Genomic DNA, 21,476 nt, shown 5'->3' with positions numbered 1-21,476 from the left:
GAAATGAAATCCCCGGAACGGTATATCCGGTATGCGATATCAAAGGCGGGGAGTCAGGAGGACGATCGGGATGGTGCGGGTGGTGGTGCGTTCGTAGGCGGCGTAGCTGGGGAAGATGTCGACCAGGTGGGGCCAGAGGTGCGTGCGTTCCTCGGGGGTGGCGGTGCGGGCGTGGACGGGGACGGTGGTGGGGCCGACCTGGATGGTGGTGTCGGGGTGGGCGTTCAGGTTGTGGAACCAGGCGGGGTGGGTGGGTAGGCCGGCCTTGGAGGCGACGATGGCGTAGGTGTCGCCGTCGGCGTAGTAGATCAGGGGGGAGGTGCGGCGGGCTCCGGTGCGGGCGCCGGTGTGGTCGAGCAGCAGGATGCGGGCCCCGGGGTGGGCGGGCATGCGGGCGCCGAGACGGCCGCGGGTGCGGCGGTAGAGGGCCACGTGCAGGGCGGTGGAGCGGCGGCCCAGGTAGACGCCGTGCCGGTTGGCGAATTGGGAACAGGAATCGATCAGGCGTGCTGTCAGCGAGCTCGTGCCGTCACCCATGCGACCTCCATGCCTCGACTCGGTTCAGGCTAGAGGCCGGGCCGCGGGGAAGGCGTTCACGACACGTGCGCGCGCACGATTGTTCACGCGTCCCAGCGTCGGTCGAGCAGTTCGCTCCAGCGCACCATGAGCAGTTCGGTGTACAGGTCGGGAGCGATGTCGTAGGCGCCGAGGGCGAAGCCGTCGTTGGCTTCGATCAGGGCGGTGCTGCCGTCGACGAGCACGCCGAAGTCGAGGGCGTAGGCGCTCGGCGCGGTGCCGGAGTCGCGGTGGGCGGTGACGGCCGATTCGACCACGGCGCGGTCGAGGCGGCGGCCGCGGTCGCCCGCGTAGTGGTCCACGGCGAGGATCCGGCCGCGCGAGACGTAGACGCGGTACTCCGAGAGCCAGGTGACCAGCTCCGAACAGTGCACCGGCTGCCTGCGGCTGACGTGCCCGAACGCCGCGAGATCGCGATCGGAATAGCAGACGGTCCCGGGAAAACTCTTGCGCCGGTAGGCCGGTTTCACGAACAGCGGGGCGAGCTCACCGCTGTCGAGCTTGCGCTCGACCTCACCCAGCGTCGAGGTCCAGACCTTGCGCCGCAGATACGGGTGCAGCGACTCGGGGTAGTCGTCGGGTGCGGGGATCGGGATCTGCAGCTGGCGCATCGCGCCGTGCATGGCGTCGACGTCACCGGCGATGAACGTGCCGGGGCCCAGCGGTAGCTGTCCGCGCCGCACCCGCTTGAGGCTGTAGTGACGCACGGGGATGTCGAGACGCTCCAGTACCTGGACGAGCAACGTCTCTTCGTGCCGCATCGGTCCCGATCCGGCGTACTGCACAAACGCGGTGGTGAATTGCATCACCTCAATCATGCACCCGCGCAGCCGGTTCGGCGAGGTTTCCGGCATCCGGACCACCCCGCGCGGGCATGGATACCTCTAGGGTGTGGTGGATCACGGCCGAACGCGGGGCGCGAAGAGGAGAAGACAGTGGCTGCTGTGCTGGTCAAGGGGCAGAACGCGGGACTCGATGCCGCCGAGGTGGTGCTGGCGGTGCGCGGCGGGGTGGCGGCGGATCTGTCGGCGCTGCTGGTGACCGAGGCGGGCACGGTGCGCTCGGACGCGGACTTCGTGTTCTTCAACCAGCCGCAGGCACCGGGCGTGCGGTGGACCGGTGCGGCGCTGGAGGTTTCGCCCGCGGCGGTCCCGGCCGACATCGCGCAGGTCCGGATCGTGATCACCGCCGCGACGGAGGGCGACCGGTTCGGCGGCGCCGCGGCACCGGTGGCCTCGGTCACCGATCGCGCCGGAAACGTGTTGTACGAGTATGTGATCGAGGGACTCGATCAGGAGTCGGTGGTGATCGCGGTCGAGCTCTACCGGCGCGGCGCGCAGTGGAAGGTGCGCGCGGTCGGGCAGGGCTACGCCGGCGGATTCGCGGACCTGGTGACCGATCACGGCGTGACCGTCGACGACGAGCCACAACCGGTGGCCGAGCCGCTCGTGCGGACCGTGCCGGGCGAGGCCGCGCTGAGCTTCGAGAAGAAGCAGGTCCTCGACCTGCGCAAACGCGAGGTCGCCAAGATCTTGATCGACAAGAGCGCCTTCGGGACCAGGGCGCGGGTGGTGCTGGTGATCGACAAGACCGGCAGCATGCACAAGCTGTACCGCGGCGGCACGGTGCACCGGGTGGTGGAGCGGATGATCCCCGTCGCCACCCAGCTCGACGACGACGGCACCCTCGAGGCCTACCTCTACGCGCTCACCTACGCCCAGCTGCCCGACATCACCGTGGCCGACGGCGAGCGGTGGGCGCGCACCTACCTGCATCTGACCGGCACCCACGAGGGCATCGACTACGACCGGCTCGGCGGCCGCAACGACGAACTGCCGATCATGCGCGCCGTCATCGACACCCTGGCCGCGAGTCCGGCGCCGACGCTGGTGCTGTTCTTCACCGACGGCGGCTTCGCCAAGAAGCGTGAGATCGCCACGCTCATGCGCGAAGCGGCGCACCTGCCCGCGTTCTGGCAGTTCATCGGCCTGGGCAAGGCCAATTTCGGGGTGCTGCGGACCCTGGACGAGCTCGACGGCCGCGTCGTGGACAACGCGGGCTTCTTCGCCCTCGACGACATCGACCGCGTCGACGACGCCGAGCTCTACCGCCTGTTGCTCGGCGAGTTCCCGGATTGGCTGCGTGCCGCCAGGGCGGCGGGCATCGTCGGGCCGTAGCCTGCGAAAAACCGGTTGTCGGTGACCCGGGGTGATCGTTAGCGTGTCTACCGTTTGTGGATCGGCACATCGAAAGGACGCATCATGGAACCCGTCACCGAACGCGACATCAGGGCGTCGTTCGTCAACTGCTCGAAGGGCGACGCCAAACGCCTCAGCGTGCCGCGTGACCTGGGCGAACGGCCCTGGGACGATCTCGACTTCCTCGGCTGGAACGACCCGTCCTACGCGGGCCGCTGCTATATCTCGGTCCCTGGGGAGGACGGGCTGATCAGCATCGCGCTGCGGCACGAGACCGGCGGCTCCGGCAAGACCCAGATGTGCACGATCTGCCTGACCACCCATTCCGGTGGCGGCGTCTCCCTGATGACCGCGGCCAAGGCCGGGGAATCGGGCAGGCGGGGCAATACCGTCGGCACGCTCATGTGTACCGACCTGGCCTGCTCGCTCTACGCGCGCAACAAGAAGAGCCCCGCCATGGGCAGCCGCTACCGGGAGGACCTGACCGCCGAGGAGAAGGCCCAGCGCGTGCGGGAGAACCTCGCCGCCTTCCTCGGCCGCCTGTTCAGCTGAGCGCGATCAGAGCATCGCGTTCATGATGGTGCCCGCGCTGGTGGCCACCACGCCGCCGATCATCGCGCCCGCGATCATCTTCGGCGACTCGAGCCCGCCACCGGTCCACTTCTCCCAGGCGAACTTTCCGCCCGCGTAAGTGATGGCGATCACGCCGGACAGCAGGATGAACCAGGTGAAATACCGCACCAGCTGCAGGATCTTCTCCGACAGCGGCGGTGCCTCCGGCGTCGGATTCCCGATCTGCGCCAAGGTATCGGTGACGACGGCAAGGATCATGTCTGCTCACTTGGTGATTAGGGGAACGGCGGCCAACTGCAGAGCCGATGGTATCGGTTTTGTTGGTGTGCCGGGGGTTCGGGACCGTATCCTGGAGGCGTTCGAATACGACAGTGCTGGAACGTAGTTCGCATCACGCGACCAAGGGGAGCAGGCTATGAGCATCATTCTGACGTCGATGGCCGACACCGTCACGACGTTCGCGCAGGTCGGTAATCCCACGCCGGAGGCACCGCCGCTGTCGGACAAGATCATGCAGATGGTCCAGTACCTGACCTGGTTCATGATCCTGTCGGGCGTGCTCGCCATCACCGTCGCCGGCGGAAAGTTCGCCTGGGAGAAGTGGAGCGGCAGCTCCATGGAATCGCCGAAGATGATCGCGGGCGCGATGATCGGCGGCGTGGTCGCCACCAGCGGCGGCACGATCATGAACGCGATCCTGGGCTAGATCCGGGCACCCTTCACGCGATTGCAGTTGCGGCACAGGATCTGCAGATTCGCCGCACTGGTCGCACCGCCGCGACTGAGCGGGATGATGTGGTCGAACTCCAGGTAGTGCCCGTCGCCGCACTCCACGCATTTCCCGCCGTCGCGTTGCCAGACCTGGGCTTTCACGTCCTGGGAGATGCTGCGGCTGTCGCGCTGACCGGGGGCGAGGACCAGGCGCTTGGCCACCCGCAGCGCGCCTTCCAGCGCCGCGGCCACATAGTCGGGATCGGTGACGCCGAAGGTGGCGCCACCACGCGCCGAGGTCGCCGCGATCACCACGGTGCCGTGCTCGGGGTGCACCGAGACCACCCGGTTCCACGGCAGTTCGATGCCGGTGCCGTCACCGACGAAACGGAGTTTCTTCGTACTCGCGATCAGCCTGCCCTCGGTGTTGCGCGGGCCGCGCGCGAGCATCCGGGCGTGCACCGCGGGCAGGTCCAGATGCACCCGCTCCTCCGGATCCAGGTGCAGGCCGGGGGTTTCGACGGTGGGTAGTTCGCCCGAGCGCAGCCGCGACAGCGTGCGGCCGCGATGCATCCGGCGGCGCAGATCGTCGACGACGGCGCCGTTGAGGGCCAGCTCGCTGACCACGTGCTCGAACGCGTCGAGTTCCTCGGCGAACACCTCGCCGTCGGCGAAGGCGAAGGCCACCATCCGTTCCACCTGGGTCAGGCCCGCCTCGCGCAGCACCACCCGGCCGCGTTCCTCGTCGATGCGCTGGAACCGCAGCGCGGCCCACACCTCGATCCACTCCTCGGACTGGGTGCCCGGCCCGGACAGGACCCGGCGCGCGCGGGTGCGCCACTGGGTGAGGAACCCCTCGATCTCCTCGGCGCAGCGTTTGCAGGGGCCGTGCCCGCCGAACAGTTTGCGCCGCAGGACATGGCCGCAGCGGGGGCAGCGGGCGCGATGGTCGTCGACGTGCGGGTGGGTGCTGCTGGTCCACTCGGTGCCGTCCCACCAGCGCAGCTGTCCGGGGGTTTCCGGGTCGGGGTGCCAGTCGGCGTGGTCGGGGTCGTGCGGGGGCGGCGGGGGGACGTCGATGACGCGACGGGTGAGCGCGGGGACGCGGCCCGCGGGGGTGCCGTGCTGGTCCTCGCGGGCCGGGTGTTCGCCGGACCGGGGCCCCGCGTCGGCGAATCGACCGGCTGTGCGGGTGGCGCCGATCCGCTCCGGTCGCGCCGGGATCTCGGCGTCGTCGTCGACCGGACGTGGCAGCGTGACCGGTTCCGCCACCGTCACCCCGAACTCCGTCGCCAGCCCCGGCAGCCCGCCGACCCAGCCCTGGCCGATCGCCCGGAAACGCCACTGCCCGTCGCGGCGGTAGAACTCGCCGAACATCATCGCCTGTACCCGTTCGATGCCGTCGAGGACGTACCGGACCACCGGGCCGTCGGCGGCGTGCACGGTCAGCGTCAGCTCGGTGAGCTGATCGAAGGTGCCCTCGTCCAGCGACGCGCTCACCACGATGCGCGCCACCTCGGTCTCGGTGCGCGGCAACGACACACTCAATCGCGCGGTGCCCGGCGCGGGCTGCTGATCCAGGGTCACCGCCTGTGAGATGTGGCGCGGGGCGTTGAAGAAGACGAAATCCCGGTCGCCGCGAACCAGGCCCGACTCGTCGAGCAGCAGCGCGTGCGCGTCCACCGCGTGCGCCGAACGCCATGAAAGAACCACGGCGAGAAGCGATGTCGGTACCGGCGCGTGGGCGCCCTTACGGATTTCCATGGTCTTCGCATGATGCCACGCTGATCCGACAGGTTTGTCCGGGCGTCGGCGCGGACGGCGGTCTTCGCCGCGGACACGCGTGGGGTCCCGGCGCGGGCGAGGTCCGTGGGGCACAGTGGTGGGATGACGAACCCGAAGAAGCGGGGGCGCGGGGGTGAGCCCGTGCCGGAGCCGCAGGGGCGCAAGGTGCCGGGGGCGGATCTGCTCTCGGCCGCGCAGGCGGCGGTGGGTGCGGCGCAGATGGCGGCGGGGCAGGCCATCGACGCGGCCCAGCAGACGGCGGGATACGCCTTCGACGCCGCCGTGCGGCTGCCACCGGCCTCCGCGCAGCTGGCGGCGCAGCTGCCGGATCTGGTGGAGAACCTGTCGATCGCGGTGGACCGCCTCAACAGCACGATCGACCGCCTCGACCGCACCCTGGCACTGGCGGACCCGGTCTTCGCCACCTACGACCGGTTGCTGCCCCGGCTGGAAGCCATGATCTCCCTCGGCGAGGACCTCTTCGGCGCCCTGGCGAAACTCCCCGGCGTCGGCCTGCTCGGCCGGATCACCGGCCGCGGCGGCGAGGAACCGGCCCCGGAGCCGCCACCGAAGAAGCGCTCCCGCCGCTGACCGCCGCATCACCCGGAGGCAGCTGCCTCAGGGGGTGAGGGCGCGGAAGGTGGCGGCGGCTTTGAGGACCATCTCGGCGAATTCGTCCTCGGGGTCGGAATCGAGGACGATGGCGCCGCCCGCGCCGATGCGCCATTCGCCGTCGTAGCGGACGGCCGTGCGGATGACGATATTGAGATCGGCGGTGCCACCGAGGCCGAGGAAACCGATGGTGCCGGAGTAGACGCCGCGGGCCTGGGTCTCGAGCTCGTCGAGGATCTCCATGGTGCGCAGTTTGGGCGCGCCGGTCATCGAGCCACCGGGGAAGCAGGCGCGCAGGCAGTCGACCACGCCCGCGCCGGGACGCAGGGTGCCGCGCACGGTGGACACCAATTGGTGCAGCGTGGAATAGGTTTCGGTGGTCATCAGCTCGGGCACGTGGACCGAGCCGACCTCGCAGACCCGGCCCAGATCGTTGCGCAGCAGGTCCACGATCATCAGGTTCTCGGCGCGGGTCTTGGGGTCGTCGGCCAGGGCGCGGCGCAGGTGCTCGTCCTCGGCGACGGTGCGCCCGCGCGGGGCGGTGCCCTTGATCGGCTTGCTCTCCACCACCCGGTCCCGGTCGATCTTGAGGAAGCGCTCGGGGGAGGAACACGCCACGTCGAGGCCGTCGAACCGCAGGTAGGCGGCATACGGCGCGGGATTGCAGCGGCGCAGGCGTTGGTACAGGGCCAGGCCGTCGTCGGGTGCGGCGGCCACGGCGACGGTGTCGGTCAGGCAGATCTCGTAGGACTCGCCCGCGTGCAGCCGCTCCTGGCAGACCGCGATATCGGCCAGATAGCGGTCGCGTCCCCGGATCAGGTCGGCCTGCACGGCATCCGGGTCGGCGGGTACGTGCAGGTCGGCGGGATTGGCCCAGGTCGGCAGGTCGGCCAGTGCGGTGCCGGTCTCGCGCAGCCAGTCGTCGGCGGCGGGCTCGGTCGCTGCGGTGGCCAGCGCGAGCAGATGGGTGCGCCCGGCTTCGTGGTCGACCACGATCAGCCGGTCGGCGAAGATCCACTGCGCGTCGGGCGTCAGCGATCGGTGCGCGGCGCGCGCGCCGCAGTCGGCCTTCACCTCGTAGCCGAGATAGCCGACATACCCGCCCGCGAAATCGAACGGCAGTTCCGGTGGATCGCAGTGCCTGCGCCGCAACTCGCGATCCAGGTAGTCCAGCACGGTGCCGGGGACGGTGCGCACACCCTCGGCGTCCGTCACGGTGACGGTGCCGTCACCGACCCGGTAACCGACGATCTCGGCGTGCGGCCCACCCGCGTCACCGAGGAAGGAGAACCGGTCCAGTCCCGGCTCGACGTGCTCGCTGTCGAGCCAGAACGCGGTCTCCGACCCGGCGTATCGGCGCAGGAAGATGGCCTCGGTATCGATGGCGCGCTCGATCACGCTGTGCCGCAACCGGAATCGCAGCTCGGGTGCCGGGTCCTCGGTCGCCACCGGCCCGCGCACCACGACCGGCGCGCTCACCGGCCTCCGCGCCTTGGTCAGATCGGCGAAATTGCGCACCAGCGCCGCACCGAACTCGCTCGACACCGATTCCGGGTGGAACTGCACGCCCCATTGCGGTCGTTCCCGGTGCCGCACACCCATGATCACGCCGTCGGCGGTGGTCGCGGTGACGTCGAGTGCCTCCGGCACGTGCTGGGCGGCCAGCGAGTGATAACGCACCACGGTGAAGTCCTGCGGCAGCCCGGCGAACAGGTCGCGGTCGTCGTGGGCGACCCGGTCGAGGTAGCCGTGCCGGGCCCGCGGCGCCCGGCCGACGGTGCCGCCCGCGCCGATCACGATGCCCTGATGTCCCAGGCACACACCCAGCAGCGGCAGCTCGGTCTCGGCGATCACCCGGGTGGAGATGCCCATGTCGCGCGCGCGATCGGGCCTGCCCGGTCCGGGGGAGATCACCACATTGTCGAACCCGGCCAGCTCGAGCGCGGCGAGATCGCGCACCTCGTCGTTGCGCACGACGGTCGGCTCGCTCCCGTTGACCTCGCTGATCAGCTGATAGAGGTTGTAGGTGAACGAGTCGTAGTTGTCGATCAAGAGCGTGCGCATCGTATCGGAAACCCTACGCCGGGCCCATGGACCGGCCTGCTCGGGCACAATGATCGCCATGTCTGTTTCGCAACCGGTCGACGTCGACCCGGGCATCGCCGATTTCGCGGCGATCGGCCGATGGATGGACGAGCGTGACCTGCCCGGCGGCCCCTTCGGCGCGGTCACCGCGATCGGCGGCGGCACCCAGAACATCATGCTGCGCTTCACCCGCGGCGGGCGCGAATACGTCCTGCGGCGCGGCCCCAAGCATCTGCGCGCCAAGAGCAACGAGGTGATCGGCCGCGAATCGCGCCTGCTGGGCGCGCTCGACGACACCGAGGTCCGCGCACCCCGGGTGATCGCGGCCTGCGACGACGAGTCGGTGATCGGCGCGGTCTTCTACCTGATGGAACCGATCCGCGGCTTCAACCCGCAGACCGAACTGCCCGACCTGCACGCCGGTGACCCCGAGATCCGCAGGCAGATGGGCCTGTCCGCGGTCGAGGCCATCGCCCGCCTCGGTTCGCTGGACTACCAGGCGCTGGGCCTGGCCGACTACGGCCATCCCGAGGGCTTCCTCGAACGCCAGGTCCCGCGCTGGTTGCGCGAACTCGACTCCTACAGCGCCAACGAGGGCTATCCCGGCCCGGAGATCCCGGATGTGGAGCGCATCGGTGACTGGCTCGAGCGTCATCGCCCCACCGACTGGAGTCCCGGCATCATGCACGGCGACTGTCACCTGGCGAACATGATGTTCGACTACGACAGCCCGGCGGTGGCGGCCATGGTCGACTGGGAGATGTCGACCATCGGTGACCCGCTGCTCGACCTCGGCTGGCAGCTGGCCACCCGCCCCGAACCCGGCACCGTCGGCGCCGGGCTGATGGGCACCCTCGGCACGGTCGGCGGCCTGCCCACCCCCGAGGAGATGGTCGAGCACTACGGCAAGTTCTCCGAGCGCGACCTGAGCGCGGTGCCCTGGTACACGGTGCTGGCCTGCTTCAAGCTGGGCATCGTGCTGGAGGGCACGCACGCGCGGGCCTTCGCGGGCAAGGCGCCCAAGCCGGTCGGTGACTTCCTGCACGCGGTCACCCTCGAGCTGTTCGGCAAGGCCCGGCAGCTCACCGAGTGATGCCCGGATCTCGCCGCAGGTTGGCTGAATCTTGATGGATCACAAGATGCGGTCATCCTAGGCTTGGCGGCATGATCGTTCCCGACACCAAGAACTGGACCTGGGTCCTCGAACGGCGCTGCTCCGAGTGCGGATTCGACGCCGAGAGCGTCGCCTACGCGTCGGTCCCCGAACGCGCGCTGCGCAGCGCCGCGCGGCTCGGCGCCGCCCTGGAACGCGACGATGTGCGCGTGCGCCCCGACGACGCCACCTGGTCGGTCCTCGAATACGGCGCCCACGTGCGCGATGTCTGCCGGATCTTCGACACCCGGCTGGCCCTGATCCTGGCCGCCGACGGCACCGGGGTTCCGCGGTTCGAGAACTGGGATCAGGACGCGACCGCCGTCGCCGACCGCTACGGTGAGCAGGACCCCGCGCGGGTCGCCGAGGAACTGTCCACCGCCGCCGACCGGGTCGCCGCCGCCTTCGCCGCCGTGCCCGCCGACCGCCTCGACCGGCGCGGCGCCCGCAGCGACGGCGCGGAGTTCACGGTCACCTCACTGTCGCGCTACTTCCTCCACGACCTCGTGCATCACGTCCACGACGTGCGGGGATAGAGATTTTCCGATTTATTTCTAGAACGTGTTACAGATTCGGCCGAAATTTCGTTAGGGTGAGTGCAGTCACTACGAGGCACCAAGCTTGGCGAGAGGTCGAGGCGGAACATGAAGACCAAGGGCGCGATCCTGTGGGGCACCGACCAGCAGTGGTCGGTGGAGGAGATCGAGGTCGGCGATCCCGTCGCCGGTGAAGTGCAGATCCGGATGGAAACGGCGGGCATGTGCCACTCCGACCATCACATCGTCACCGGCGCCACGCCGATGCCGGCGTTCCCGGTGATGGGCGGCCACGAGGGCGCCGGTGTCATCACCAAGCTCGGCCCGAACTGTCCGAGCGACCTGGCCGTGGGCGACCACGTCATCCTCTCGTTCATCCCGGCCTGCGGCCGCTGCCCCGCGTGCGTGGCCGGGCACATGGCGCTGTGTGATCTGGGCGCGGGCCTGCTCATGGGCCAGGCCATCTCCGACGGCACCTACCGCATCCAGGCGCGCGGCGAGAACGTCATCCCGATGTGCCTGCTCGGCACCTTCGCGCCCTACATGACCGTGCACCACACCTCGGTGGTCAAGATCGACCCGACCATCCCGTTCGAGGTCGCCTGCCTGGTCGGCTGCGGTGTGCCCACCGGCTTCGGTTCCTCCACCCATGTCGCCGAGGTGCAGCCGGGGGAGACCGTGGTGATCGCGGGCATCGGCGGTGTCGGCATGAGCGCGCTGCAGGGCGCGGTGCTCTCCGGTGCCTCGAAAGTCGTCGCCATCGACCCGAATCCGTGGAAGCGGGAGCAGGCGCAGAAGTTCGGCGCCACCCACACCTACGAGAGCATGGCCGCCGCGATCATGCCGCTGATGGAGGCCACCGAGGGCCGGATGGCCGAGAAGGTCATCCTCACCATGGGTGAGATGCACGGCGACTACGTCGAGGAGGGCCTGATCCTCACCGGCAAGGCGGGCACGCTGGTGGTCACCTCGATGGGCCGCATGGACGCCGGCGACGTGAAGATGAACAGCTTCCTGCTGTCCATGCTGCAGAAGACGGTCAAGGGCTGCATCTTCGGCGGCGGCAATGCCCGCCAGGACGCGCCGCGGCTGCTCTCGCTCTACAAGGCCGGCCAGCTCAACCTCGACGACATGGTCACCCGCAGCTACTCGCTCGAGGAGATCAACCAGGGTTACCAGGACATGCTCGACGGCAAGAACATCCGCGGCATCATCCGCTACACCGAAGCCGACTGGTAGCTCAGCCCCGACGTTCCCGCCCGGCGAGCCGGACCACGATCTGCGCGATCAGGTCGTACGGAATCGGTTCGCCGAGCGGGAATTTCACCGTTCCCCGCCCCGACACGTACGGGGCGACGGCCCGGTCGAACTCCGCGTCGCCCTCGGGGACGGGATAGAGACTCACATGGGCCTTCCAGCCCGCGAAGGAGACGAACGCCCGGCCGTCCAGGGTGGCCGTCGCCGATTCTAGGCGCCGACCAGCACGTCTTCCGGAAGACCCGCGGCGATCAACTGCCCGTCGCGCAGCAGCAGGCAGTGGTCGGCGCGGGCCGCCTCGTCGCGATCATGGGTCGCCTGCACGACCGTCACCCCGGACTCGGCCACCTCGGTGAGCACCCGCGAGATCGCGGCCTGGGAGGCCGTGTCCAGGCCGGTCGCCGGTTCGTCGAGCAGCAGCAGCTCCGACCGCTGGGCCAGGGCCTGGGCGAGCAGGGTGCGCTGGCGCTGACCGCCGGAGAGGGTGTCGAGGCGTCGTGACGCCAGATCCGTGAGATCCATCCGCTCCAGGCACTCGCCGACGACGGCGCGGTCCGCGCGCGTGAGCCGCCGCCACGGGCCGCGGTGCGCCCACCGTCCCATCGCCACCGCGTCGCGCACGGTGAGGGGCAGGGTGGGCGGAATCGCGGTGTGCTGCACCACGAATGCCGGGCGGCCCAGCGTGTGTTCGACCGTTCCCGACTCGATCGTCACGGTGCCCGCGAGCACGCCGAGCAGGGTCGATTTCCCCGAGCCGTTGTGTCCCACGATCGCGGTGACCTGCCCGCGCGGGATCGTCGCCGACAGCCCGCGCAGCACCGTGGTGCGCGCGTAACCCGCCGTCAGTTGGTCGATTCGGACCGCTGTGTGTTGCATCTCACCCCAATTGAAACGATAACCATTTTCAGTATAGCCTTCCGCGCTATGGATTGGCTGATCGCCCCGTTCGAGGTGGCATTCGTGCAGCGTGCGCTGTGGGGCGGACTGCTCGTGTCGTGCGTCTGTGCCCTGGCCGGGACCTGGGTCGTGGTGCGCGGCATGGCGTTTCTGGGTGACGCCATGGCTCACGGCATGCTGCCCGGTGTCGCGGTGGCCGCGCTGCTCGGCGGGAACCTGATCGTCGGTGCCGCGGTCAGTTGCGCGGCCATGGCCTTCGGTGTGTCCGCGCTCGGGCGCAGTCCCCGGTTCGGTGCCGATACCGCGATCGGGCTGCTGTTCGTCGGCATGCTCGCGGCCGGGGTGATCATCGTGTCGCGCTCGCAATCGTTCGCGGTGGATCTCACCGGGTTCCTCTTCGGCGACGTCCTCGCGGTGCGGTCCCAGGATCTCGGCTTCCTCGCCGCGGCCGTGGCGATAGCCCTGGTGGTGGCCGTGCTCGGCCATCGCTCGTTCGTCGCGCTGACCTTCGATCCGCGCAAGGCGCACACGCTGGGCCTGCGCCCGAAGCTCGCCAACGCCGCGCTGATCGGCCTGGTGACGCTGGCCATCGTCGCCTCGTTCCACGTCGTAGGGACGCTGCTGGTCTTCGGCCTGCTCATCGCGCCTCCCGCCGCCGCGCTGTACTGGTCGGACCGCATCCCGGTGGTGATGCTGCTCGCCGCGGGCATCGGTGGCCTGTCCACCGTGGTGGGCCTGCTCATCTCCTGGCACGCGCAGACGGCGGCCGGGGCGACCATCGCCGCCGTCGCGGTCGCGACCTTCTTCCTCTCGGCGATCGCGTCGTCGCTGCGGTCGCGATTGGGCCGCGCGGGGGCGGCCTCGGTCGCGGCGCTGGCCGCAGTACCGCTGGTCGGTTGTGGAACCGCCGAACCGCCGGTGCTGCCGGAGGAGACCCCGCACGGTTTCGTCGCGGGCGCCGAGGAGATGAGCGAGGTACAGACCCGGCTGATCCTGGCCGACCCCGCCGGTGCGACACGGGTGCTCGACCTGCTGACCGAACAGGTCACCGAGGTGAAAAGCATTACCGCGCAAGCTGTTCCGGCCGTCACCTCGATCGCCACGGACGGCCGCTTCGCCTACCTGGGCTCCGGCGACCGAACTGCCGTCGTCGACGGCGGCGCCTGGACCGTCGACCACGGCGACCACCGGCACTACTACAGCGCGCCGGTCCGCACGATCGGCGCCGTCGAGCAGACTGTCCCCGGTTCACCGTCCGCGCCGGACGCAGTGAACGCGTCGCCCACTCCGAGCGCTCCGCCAGCGCCGGGCGCTTCGCCTGCGCCGAGCGATCCGGCCGCGCCGAGTGGATCGGCCGCGTCGAGCGTGCAACCTGTGCCGAGCGTGTCGACAGCCCCCGGCTCGCAGGGGGAGCCGGGGGCACGAGTCGATGGTGACGTGGTGGTCGGCGCCTATGCGGACGCGGTGGTGGTGACGGTGGTGTCGGCGAGCGGACAGTCGACAGTGCTCGACCGGGCCGCGCTGGAGGCGGGGACCATCCCCGAGGCGCGGCCGGTGGCGGGTATCGCGGTGCCGTACGGCGAGCGGATCATCGTGGCCAACGGTGACGGACGTGTCGAGGTGCGTGCGCGGAACGAGCCCAGCGGACAGGCGCAGGCCGAGCGGTGCGCCCAGCCACAGGGGCAGGCGGTGACGCGGCGCGGTGTCGTATTCGGTTGTGCGGACGGGGCGCTCGTCGTGGCCCAGCGCGACGGCGAGTTCGTCGCGGAGAAGATCCCGTATCCGGGGCCTGCCGCCGACCGGGCCACCGCCTTCACCCACCGCCCCGGCAGCACCACGCTGACCGCGCTCGCCGGAGGCGACGGCGTGTGGACCCTCGACATCCGGAAGAAGACCTGGTCCAAGACTCCGATCGCCGACGCCGTCGCGGTGAACACCGCGGGCGAGGGCGCACCGCTGCTGGTCCTCACCGGTGACGGTGTCCTGCACGGCATCGATCCGGAAACCGGAACGCGGACAGCGCGGGTCCCGCTGATGGACGGCCCGGTGACCGGCACCCCGGCCATCCGTGTCGACCCGGAACGCGCCTACGTCAACGACATCCGCGGCCGCGAGATCCACGAGATCGCCTATAACGACAACCTGCGCGTCGCCCGTGTCTTCCCGCTCGACATCGAGCCCGCGCTGATGGTGGAGACCGGACTGTGAGCACGAGAACCCGCGCTGTCGCGGCGATGCTGATCCTGGCGCTCACAGCGCTGCTGGGCGCCTGCGCCACCGAGCCCGAACACACCGGCATCGTGGTGACCACCAATATCCTCGGTGACCTCACCCGCACCATCGTCGGCGACGCCGCCCCGGTCACCGTCCTCATGCAGGCCGGGGCCGACCCGCACTCCTTCGCCATCTCGGCCCGGCAGGCCGCCGACATCGAGCGCGCGGCACTGGTGGTGCACAACGGGCTCGGCCTCGAGGAGGGCATCGCCAAGCACGTGAGCGCCGCCGCGGCCGCGGGCGTGCCGACCCTGGCCGTCGCCGAACACGTCGACCCGATCGACTACACCGCCGACGACTCCGCGGGCACCCCCGACCCGCACTTCTGGACCGACCCGCGCCGTGTCCGCACGGCCGTGGAGACCATCAGCGCCGAGGTGCTCGCCCGCGTCGAGGGCATCGACGCCGCGGCCGTGCGCGCCAATACCGAGCGCTACCTCACCGAACTCGATCAGCTCGACCGCTGGATGACCGAACGCTTCGCCACCATCGCCCCCGAACGCAGGCAGCTGGTCACCGACCATCACGTCTTCGGCTATCTCGCCCAGCGCTTCGGCTTCCGGGTGATCGGCGCGGTGATCCCCAGCGGCACCACCCTGGCCTCACCCAGCGCCGCCGACCTCGACGGCCTGGCCACCGCGATCAGAACCGCGGGAGTCTCCGCGGTCTTCGCCGATTCCGCCCAGCCCGACCGCCTCGCGCGCGTGCTCGCCGAACACACCGGACTGCACGTCCGGGTGATCGCGCTGCACACCGAATCGCTGTCCGCCCCCGGCGGCGGCGCGGCCACCTATCCGGAGATGGCGCGCACCAATACCGAGGCCATCGTGCGCGGGCTGACGACCTAGTTTCACGCAGCAGAAATGGAGCAAGACATGCACACTCGGACCCGGACCACCACGCTGGTGGCCATGTCGGGGGTCCTCGCCTCGGTGGTCGCGCTGGCCGGTTGCGGCAGTGACGACACCGAGCACGACCACGCGCACACCCCGGGCGCCGAGCCCATCGCGCTCACCTACGACGGCGGCATCTACGTCCTCGACGGCGCCACCCTCGCCCAGCGCGGCCAGGTGGAGCTGCCCGGCTTCAACCGCCTCAACCCGGCGGGCGACGACGAGCACCTCATGGTCTCGACCAAGGACGGCTTCCGCGTCTTCGACGCCTACGACGCCGCCTTCACCGGTACCGAGTTCCCCGCGAACAAGCCCGGCCACGTCGTGCGGCACGCGGGCAAGACCGTGCTGTTCGCCGACGGTTCGGGCGAGGTGACCGTCATCGATTCCGGCGAACTCGGCGAGGACAAGCCCGCGACCGAGGTCTACAAGGCCGCCGCGCCCCACCACGGCGTCGCGATCGAGCTGAGCAACGGCAACCTCGTGCTGACCCTCGGCACCGAGGACAAGCGGGTGGGCATCGTCGCTCTCGACGGCGACCGCAAGGAACTCACCCGCAACGAGGACTGCCCCGGCGTGCACGGTGAGGCCACCGCGCAGGGTGAGGCGGTGGTGGTCGGCTGCCAGACCGGCGCGGTCGTCTACCGCGACGGCAAGATCACCAAGGTCGCGAGCCCGACGGCCTACGGCCGGATCGGCAATATGGCGGGCAGCGACGCCTCGCCCATCGTGCTCGGTGACTACAAGAAGGACAAGGACGCCGAACTCGAACGCCCGCAGCAGGTCTCGCTGGTGAACACCACCGACGGCACCCTGCGCCTGGTCGACATCGGCACCAGCTACACCTTCCGCTCGCTGGCTCGCGGCCCGCAGGATGAGGCGCTGGTGCTGGGCACCGACGGCAAGATCCACGTCATCGATCCGGTCGCCGGGACCGTCACCCGCACCATTCCGGTGCTCGGCACCTGGACCGAACCGCTGGACTGGCAGGCCGCGCGGCCCGCGCTGTTCGTGCGCGGCGGCATCGCCTACGTGAGCGACCCGTCCGCCAAGCAGGTGCATCGCGTCGACCTGGCCGAGGGCAAGGTCACCGCGAGCGCCACGCTGGCCTCGGCACCGAACGAGATCAGCGGCGTCAGCGGGCACTGACCCCCGCGGCACCGGCTGACGGCGGTCACCGTCACCGACCCCAGCGCCCGCTCAGCGGCTGCCCGCGTTCCCCGAATCACCTGGGGGACGCGGGCATTCGTCGCGTCAGCGGGTGGCGCACCGGATGACGGCCTCGCGCAGATTCCGGCTGCGCACATCGTCGAGGATCGCCATGCCGAGCCGGTTCATGCTGTAGCCGAAGCCGAGACCCGTTGCCGGATCGGCGAATCCGAACGATCCACCCAGGCCGGTGGTCCCGTAGGCGCGCTTGTCGGAGCCGAACCGGAAACTGCCGCGCGACTTGCGGAAACCGAGGTGGTAGCGGCTCTTGGTGTGCAGTACCAGGTCGTCGTCGGGGATCGCGGCGGTCTCGGCCGCGGCGAGCAGATCCAGGACCTCGTCGCCGATCGGCAGCGCGCCGGTGCGTCCGGCCGCCGCGCCGTACACCCGGGCCAGTGCCCTGGCATTGCCCACGCCGTTCATCCCCGGCCACTCGACTTCGAGGAACTCCCGGCGGGTGGCCCGGGCGGGCGCGCCGGGACGCGGATTGGTCAGCGCGGCATAGGAATACCCGCGCTTGGCGTAGACCTCGGCGCCGATGCGCAGCGGCACGTCGGCGAGCTCGTAGCGCAGGATGTCGAGGCCCTTGGTGGCCGAGAGCACGGCGATGCGCTCCATCGGCTCGCTCGCGGGCAGTCCGATGAACAGATCGGCCTCGACCTTGTCGGCGATCTCCTCGGCGAAGAACCGGCCCAGACTCCGGCCCGCCGGATCGACCCGGCGCAGCAGCTCGCCCTGGTACAGCCCCAGGGTCAGCGCGTGGTACCCGTGCCGGGTGCCCGGCGTCCACGCCGGTTTCTGCGCCGCCAGGATCCGCGCGAGCGCGTCCCGGTCGGCCAGCTCGTTCAGCTTCACCACGCGGTCGAGCCCGGACAGCCCGGCCTGGTGATCGATGAGCTGGCGCACGGTGATCCGCTCCTTGCCGTGCGCGCCGAACTCAGGCCAGTACGTCGCCACCGGCGCCTCGTAGTCGAGCAGACCGCGCGAGACCGCCACCGCCAGGGTGAACGCCGACATCCCCTTCGACGAGGAGAACACCGGCACGAGGGTGTCGCGCTCCCAGGCGACCTCCCGCGCGCGGTCGCGGTGCCCGGCCCACAGGTCGACCAGGGGCTGGTCACCGGCATAGACGGCGACGGCGGCGCCGATCTCGCCGTGGGCGGTGAAGTTACGGCGGAAGGCATCGGCGACAGGGCCGAAACCGGCCGCCACGTCACCGTGGATCGAGGGTGCGGGACTCATGGTGACCCGATCGTAGCCGCGTCTCGTACGCTGCCGGTATGCGTTCCTTCGAGCAGCTAGAGCACTGGCCGGTGCGCCACGCCGCCGCCGCGGTGCGCACCGCGGACGGAATCTCCACCACCGGCGACATCGACCGCGTCTTCCGGCTGGCCTCGGTGACCAAACCGCTGGTCGCCTACGCCGCGCTGGTCGCGGTCGAGGAGGGCGCGATCGAACTCGACCAGCCGGCGGGCCCACCCGGCGCCACCGTGCGCCACCTGCTCGCCCACACCTCCGGAGTCGCCTTCGCCACGCCCGAGGTGATCGCCGCGCCCGGGGCCCGGCGCATCTATTCCAGCGCGGGCTTCGAACTGCTCGCCGATTTCCTCGCCGCCGAGACCGGCATCGCCTTTCCCGAATATCTGCGCGACGCGGTGTTCACCCCGCTGGAAATGACCACCGCGGAGCTCGACGGGTCGGCCGGGCACGGCGCGCGGGCCTCGGTCCGTGACCTGACCCGGTTCGCCGGGGAGTTGCTGACACCCGAATTGATATCTCGGCAAACGTTCGACGAGGCGACCTCGGTGCAATTCCCCGGCCGCGACGGCGTGCTCCCCGGATTCGGTTCCCAGCGCCCCAACGACTGGGGATTGGGTGTCGAAATCCGCGACGGAAAAGCCCCGCATTGGACCGGATACCGCAATTCCGCGCGCACCTTCGGACACTTCGGGCAGTCCGGGACGTTCCTGTGGGTCGACCCCGAAATAGGGGTGGCGACCATCGCGCTGAGCGACGAGAATTTCGGCGACTGGGCGCGAACGGCGTGGCCGAAATTCAGCGATTCCGTTATCGCAGAGACATCCAACACGCAGTGAAGTAACACCCGCAACACCGAACACTTCAGTACACTCGGGCCACGCCAGTCCGCGACGGGTCGTTGGGGAAGACGCTCCTTGTCGAGGCTGGAGGTGTTGGTAGTGCGCGCATCGAGTCAGTTCGCTGACGCGACGGCGGGTGTGGTCTACATCCACTCGTCGCCCGCCGCGTTGTGCCCGCACGTGGAATGGGCACTGTCGACGGCACTCTCGTCGCCGGCGAAATTGCGCTGGAACGCGCAACCCGCCGACGGGCATCTGCGCGCCACCAGCGATTGGATCGGTCCGGTGGGCACCGCCGCCCGGATTGCCCAATCATTGCGCGCCTGGCCCGTGCTGCGCTTCGAGGTCACCGAGGACCCCAGCGACGGCGTCGACGGCGAGCGCTACAGCTTCGTCCCCGCCCTGGGTCTCTGGCACGGTTCCACCGGCGCCAACGGTGACGTGATGCTGGGCGAGATGCGATTACGCGCCCTACTGCAGACCGCGAACGAACTCGGCTCCCACGGCACCTACGACCTGTCCGCCGAGATCGACCGCGCGCTGGGCACCGCCTGGGACGACGACCTGGAGGCCTACCGGCAGGGCACCGACGGCGCGGGCGCCGAGGTCACCTGGCTGCGTCGCGACGTGGGCTGACCGGCCGCTTCGCTGGCCGGTGTCGGTGGGGGCTGCTAGCGTCATCGACATGAACTGTGGGGGTGGGGATGTCGTCGCCGTACGCTGAAATTCCGGAGGTGCGCGCGGCGACCCGGCGCGCGGGTGGGGCCGGGCTCGCGCTCGCCGCGGTCTTGCTGATCTGCGCGCTGGGGCTGGTCGTGTCCGGACTGAACTCGTCGTATCTGATCGTCGTGTGCGTGGTGGCGCTGGTGCCGGGCATGCTCGGGCTCGGCCTGCTCTCGGGCTCCCGGCGCATCCTGCGCGGCGAGATCCAGGGCGCGACGTACGCGATCGGGCTGCTGGCGACCATGTCCGGGCTGGCGGCGCTGGGCACGGTCGGCGCCCTGATCGACGGACCGTGGGGCGCCAAGATCATCATGGTCGTCCTGCTCTCCGGCACGATCGGTACCGCCGTGCTGGTCGCCCGGGCCGAGCGCGCGCTCAAGGGGCAGTACAGCGCGCGGTGATCAGCCGCGTCGGCGTCGCCATTGCGCCACCGTCACCGCCGCGGTGAACAGGACGACGGCCACGGCCACGAAGTAGAGCAGCGAACCGTTGCGCCCGAAGCGGGGCAGGAACGCCAGCTCCTGCCCGGTGGCGGCGACCGCGTTGAGGAACGGGGCGTAGGCCTGCAGGGTGTAGCCGTCGGGGAACAGGCTGATCGAGTTCTCCGCCACGTACACCCAGAACAGCAGCACCGCGATCGCGGCCGGTGGCGTCCGGATGACCGAGCCGACCGCGATACCGATCCCGCACGCGGTGAACGCATAGGTCGGCACCGTCCACAGGTAGCGCCACCCGGCGGGGTCGCCGAGCGAGACCTCGCCGTAGACCAGCGGGAACAGCGCGGGCAATGCCGTGAGCACGACAACGAGCAGCACCAGCGAGCAGACCGCCGCCAGCGTGCCGTAGAAGATCCAGCGGGCCAGCGCCGCGGTCCATATCCGGGGGAACAGGAAGGCGTCGAGGTCGCGCAGGTTCTCCCGCGAGCGGGTGGCGTGGGCGAACGCGGCGGTCACCATCATGATGCCGGTGGCGAAGGTGATCACCCAGTACACGGCATTGGTGGTGCTCACCGAGGTCACCTGGAGCTGGCCGGGAATCGCGGCGAATCGTTCGGCGACACCGGCGATCCCGAAGGTGATCAGCAACGGAAGGCCGAGTGTGAGCGGCACGGCGACCAGCCACAGGAAACCGCGACCACCGGTGCGGGTCCACTCGGCGGCCAGACCGCGACCGATATCGGCGAGGGGGTTTCTCATGCCGCGGCACCCGTGATGCGCAGGTAGGCGTCTTCGAGGCGGTCGCCGTCGCGGACCAGTTCGGTCAGCGGGGCGTCGGCCAGCACCCGGCCCGCACCGAGCACGACCACCCGGTCGGCATTGCGTTCGGCCTCGTCGAGCAGGTGCGAGGTGACCAGCACGCAGGTGCCCGCGTCGGCGAGTTCGCGCAGCAGCGCGCGGATCCAGTGGATGCCCGCGATGTCGAGGCCGTTGAGCGGTTCGTCGAGCAGTAGTGTGCGCGGCCGGGCCAGCAGCGCCGCGGCGATACCGACGCGCTGGAGCATGCCCAGGGAGTACTGCGCCAGCCGGCGATCGGCGACCTCGTCGAGTCCGGTCGCGTCCAGAACCTCGCTCACCCGCGCCGTGGGCAGTCCGCGGGAGCGGGCGATCCAGCGCAGATGACGGCGGGCGGTGTGCCGGGGATCGAAGGCCCGGTAGTCCAGGTGCATGCCGAGCCCGGCCGGGGTGGTGTGCCCGGCCCGCACCCGGACGCCGTCGACCGTGACGGTGCCCGCGGCCGGGGCGAGGATTCCGCACACGCAGCGCAGCAGGGTGGACTTGCCGGTGCCGTTGAGGCCGAGCAGATAGGTCACCGCGGCGTCGGGGACGCTGAGCGCGGGGATGTCGAGCACCGTGGTGTCCGCGTAGCGCACGGTGAGGTCGCGGATATCGATCACC

The 21,476-nt window shown here is 70.1% G+C and carries 23 protein-coding genes; 13 read left to right on the top strand and 10 right to left on the bottom strand.

All coding sequences use genetic code 11. The features are described 5' to 3' along the window. Positions 1-39 precede the first annotated feature (39 nt). A complete protein-coding gene (locus tag ACFC06_RS24405) occupies positions 40-537 on the bottom strand; it encodes a nitroreductase family deazaflavin-dependent oxidoreductase (RefSeq protein ID WP_375936107.1) in 498 nt (165 codons plus the stop codon). 83 nt (positions 538-620) lie between these two features. After that, positions 621-1,382 (bottom strand): ATP-grasp domain-containing protein, encoded by a 762-nt coding sequence (locus tag ACFC06_RS24400; RefSeq protein ID WP_375936104.1) that lies wholly within the window; start codon positions 1,380-1,382, stop codon positions 621-623. Between the two features lie 129 nt (positions 1,383-1,511). Between ACFC06_RS24400 and ACFC06_RS24395 the strand changes: the two genes are divergently transcribed. Both ACFC06_RS24395 and ACFC06_RS24390 read left to right on the top strand, forming a co-directional pair. Beyond that, positions 1,512-2,753, top strand: coding sequence for a VWA domain-containing protein (locus ACFC06_RS24395; protein ID WP_375936101.1), 1,242 nt, complete (start codon positions 1,512-1,514; stop codon positions 2,751-2,753). An 84-nt stretch (positions 2,754-2,837) separates the two neighbouring features. Continuing rightward, positions 2,838-3,326 (top strand): FBP domain-containing protein, encoded by a 489-nt coding sequence (locus tag ACFC06_RS24390; RefSeq protein WP_375936098.1) that lies wholly within the window; start codon positions 2,838-2,840, stop codon positions 3,324-3,326. A gap of 6 nt (positions 3,327-3,332) precedes the next feature. Here ACFC06_RS24390 and ACFC06_RS24385 read toward each other — a convergent pair whose 3' ends face one another. Continuing rightward, positions 3,333-3,605: a hypothetical protein gene (locus ACFC06_RS24385; RefSeq protein WP_278262692.1), complete on the bottom strand. Its 273-nt coding sequence runs from the start codon at positions 3,603-3,605 to the stop codon at positions 3,333-3,335. 157 nt (positions 3,606-3,762) lie between these two features. Between ACFC06_RS24385 and ACFC06_RS24380 the strand changes: the two genes are divergently transcribed. Next, positions 3,763-4,053 carry a hypothetical protein gene (locus ACFC06_RS24380; RefSeq protein ID WP_336083414.1) on the top strand — a complete coding sequence of 97 codons (291 nt, stop codon included), beginning with the start codon at positions 3,763-3,765 and terminating at the stop codon, positions 4,051-4,053. Here ACFC06_RS24380 and ACFC06_RS24375 read toward each other — a convergent pair. Continuing rightward, the gene (locus ACFC06_RS24375) at positions 4,050-5,822 is read right to left on the bottom strand and encodes a TerD family protein (RefSeq protein WP_375936094.1); all 1,773 of its coding nucleotides are present in this window, start codon (positions 5,820-5,822) and stop codon (positions 4,050-4,052) included. The genes ACFC06_RS24380 and ACFC06_RS24375 overlap by 4 nt on opposite strands. A 123-nt stretch (positions 5,823-5,945) precedes the next feature. Here ACFC06_RS24375 and ACFC06_RS24370 point away from each other — a divergent pair, with 123 nt between their 5' ends. Then, positions 5,946-6,434, top strand: coding sequence for a hypothetical protein (locus ACFC06_RS24370; protein ID WP_375936091.1), 489 nt, complete (start codon positions 5,946-5,948; stop codon positions 6,432-6,434). Between the two features lie 27 nt (positions 6,435-6,461). Here ACFC06_RS24370 and pabB read toward each other — a convergent pair whose 3' ends face one another. Next, complete coding sequence (pabB, locus tag ACFC06_RS24365) at positions 6,462-8,519, bottom strand: aminodeoxychorismate synthase component I (RefSeq protein WP_375936088.1); 2,058 nt, start codon at positions 8,517-8,519, stop codon at positions 6,462-6,464. 49 nt (positions 8,520-8,568) lie between these two features. Here pabB and ACFC06_RS24360 point away from each other — a divergent pair, with 49 nt between their 5' ends. From ACFC06_RS24360 to ACFC06_RS24350, 3 genes are all read left to right on the top strand, one after another. Next, positions 8,569-9,633 carry a phosphotransferase family protein gene (locus ACFC06_RS24360; protein ID WP_375936085.1) on the top strand — a complete coding sequence of 355 codons (1,065 nt, stop codon included), beginning with the start codon at positions 8,569-8,571 and terminating at the stop codon, positions 9,631-9,633. Between the two features lie 71 nt (positions 9,634-9,704). Next, on the top strand, positions 9,705-10,229 hold the full coding sequence (locus ACFC06_RS24355; RefSeq protein ID WP_375936082.1) for a DinB family protein: 525 nt from the start codon (positions 9,705-9,707) through the stop codon (positions 10,227-10,229). Between the two features lie 108 nt (positions 10,230-10,337). Beyond that, entirely contained in the window at positions 10,338-11,468 is a 1,131-nt protein-coding gene (locus ACFC06_RS24350; RefSeq protein WP_375936079.1) for an NDMA-dependent alcohol dehydrogenase, read from the top strand. 1 nt (position 11,469) lies between these two features. On the opposite strand, the gene ACFC06_RS24345 is transcribed toward ACFC06_RS24350, so the two are convergent. Together ACFC06_RS24345 and aztA are read right to left on the bottom strand one after the other, a co-directional pair. After that, on the bottom strand, positions 11,470-11,634 hold the full coding sequence (locus tag ACFC06_RS24345) for a hypothetical protein (protein ID WP_375936076.1): 165 nt from the start codon (positions 11,632-11,634) through the stop codon (positions 11,470-11,472). A 62-nt stretch (positions 11,635-11,696) separates the two neighbouring features. After that, positions 11,697-12,362 carry a zinc ABC transporter ATP-binding protein AztA gene (gene aztA / locus ACFC06_RS24340; RefSeq protein ID WP_375936073.1) on the bottom strand — a complete coding sequence of 222 codons (666 nt, stop codon included), beginning with the start codon at positions 12,360-12,362 and terminating at the stop codon, positions 11,697-11,699. Between the two features lie 48 nt (positions 12,363-12,410). Here aztA and aztB point away from each other — a divergent pair, with 48 nt between their 5' ends. Genes aztB through aztD form a run of 3 tightly spaced genes read left to right on the top strand, consistent with a single transcriptional unit; the run spans position 12,411 to position 16,699 of the window. Beyond that, positions 12,411-14,591, top strand: a complete 2,181-nt coding sequence (gene aztB / locus ACFC06_RS24335; RefSeq protein ID WP_375936072.1) for a zinc ABC transporter permease AztB — start codon at positions 12,411-12,413, stop codon at positions 14,589-14,591. A gap of 26 nt (positions 14,592-14,617) precedes the next feature. Beyond that, positions 14,618-15,505: a zinc ABC transporter substrate-binding protein AztC gene (aztC, locus tag ACFC06_RS24330; RefSeq protein WP_375937296.1), complete on the top strand. Its 888-nt coding sequence runs from the start codon at positions 14,618-14,620 to the stop codon at positions 15,503-15,505. Between the two features lie 27 nt (positions 15,506-15,532). Next, complete coding sequence (gene aztD / locus ACFC06_RS24325; protein WP_375936069.1) at positions 15,533-16,699, top strand: zinc metallochaperone AztD; 1,167 nt, start codon at positions 15,533-15,535, stop codon at positions 16,697-16,699. 105 nt (positions 16,700-16,804) lie between these two features. Here the strand turns inward: aztD and ACFC06_RS24320 are convergent, their stop codons facing one another. Continuing rightward, entirely contained in the window at positions 16,805-18,001 is a 1,197-nt protein-coding gene (locus ACFC06_RS24320) for a serine hydrolase domain-containing protein (RefSeq protein ID WP_375936066.1), read from the bottom strand. A gap of 38 nt (positions 18,002-18,039) precedes the next feature. Between ACFC06_RS24320 and ACFC06_RS24315 the strand changes: the two genes are divergently transcribed. From ACFC06_RS24315 to ACFC06_RS24305, 3 genes are all read left to right on the top strand, one after another. Beyond that, positions 18,040-18,855, top strand: coding sequence for a serine hydrolase domain-containing protein (locus ACFC06_RS24315; RefSeq protein ID WP_375936063.1), 816 nt, complete (start codon positions 18,040-18,042; stop codon positions 18,853-18,855). 102 nt (positions 18,856-18,957) lie between these two features. Further along, positions 18,958-19,494, top strand: a complete 537-nt coding sequence (locus tag ACFC06_RS24310) for a DUF3145 domain-containing protein (protein ID WP_375936060.1) — start codon at positions 18,958-18,960, stop codon at positions 19,492-19,494. Positions 19,495-19,592: 98 nt separating this feature from the next. After that, on the top strand, positions 19,593-19,982 hold the full coding sequence (locus tag ACFC06_RS24305) for a hypothetical protein (RefSeq protein WP_375936057.1): 390 nt from the start codon (positions 19,593-19,595) through the stop codon (positions 19,980-19,982). Here the strand turns inward: ACFC06_RS24305 and ACFC06_RS24300 are convergent, their stop codons facing one another. Both ACFC06_RS24300 and ACFC06_RS24295 read right to left on the bottom strand, forming a co-directional pair. Beyond that, complete coding sequence (locus tag ACFC06_RS24300; RefSeq protein ID WP_375936054.1) at positions 19,983-20,777, bottom strand: ABC transporter permease; 795 nt, start codon at positions 20,775-20,777, stop codon at positions 19,983-19,985. Continuing rightward, positions 20,774-21,475 (bottom strand): ABC transporter ATP-binding protein, encoded by a 702-nt coding sequence (locus ACFC06_RS24295; protein ID WP_375936051.1) that lies wholly within the window; start codon positions 21,473-21,475, stop codon positions 20,774-20,776. Before ACFC06_RS24295 ends, ACFC06_RS24300 begins: the two co-directional genes overlap by 4 nt. Between the last annotated feature and the right edge of the window lies 1 nt (position 21,476).

Origin of the sequence: Nocardia sp. NPDC056064 (assembly GCF_042266925.1) — a bacterium.
In the GTDB taxonomy this organism is placed as follows: Bacteria; Actinomycetota; Actinomycetes; order Mycobacteriales; family Mycobacteriaceae; genus Nocardia.
Note: the sequence above shows the minus strand (reverse complement) of the source record. Positions and strands in the feature narration are given on the sequence as shown.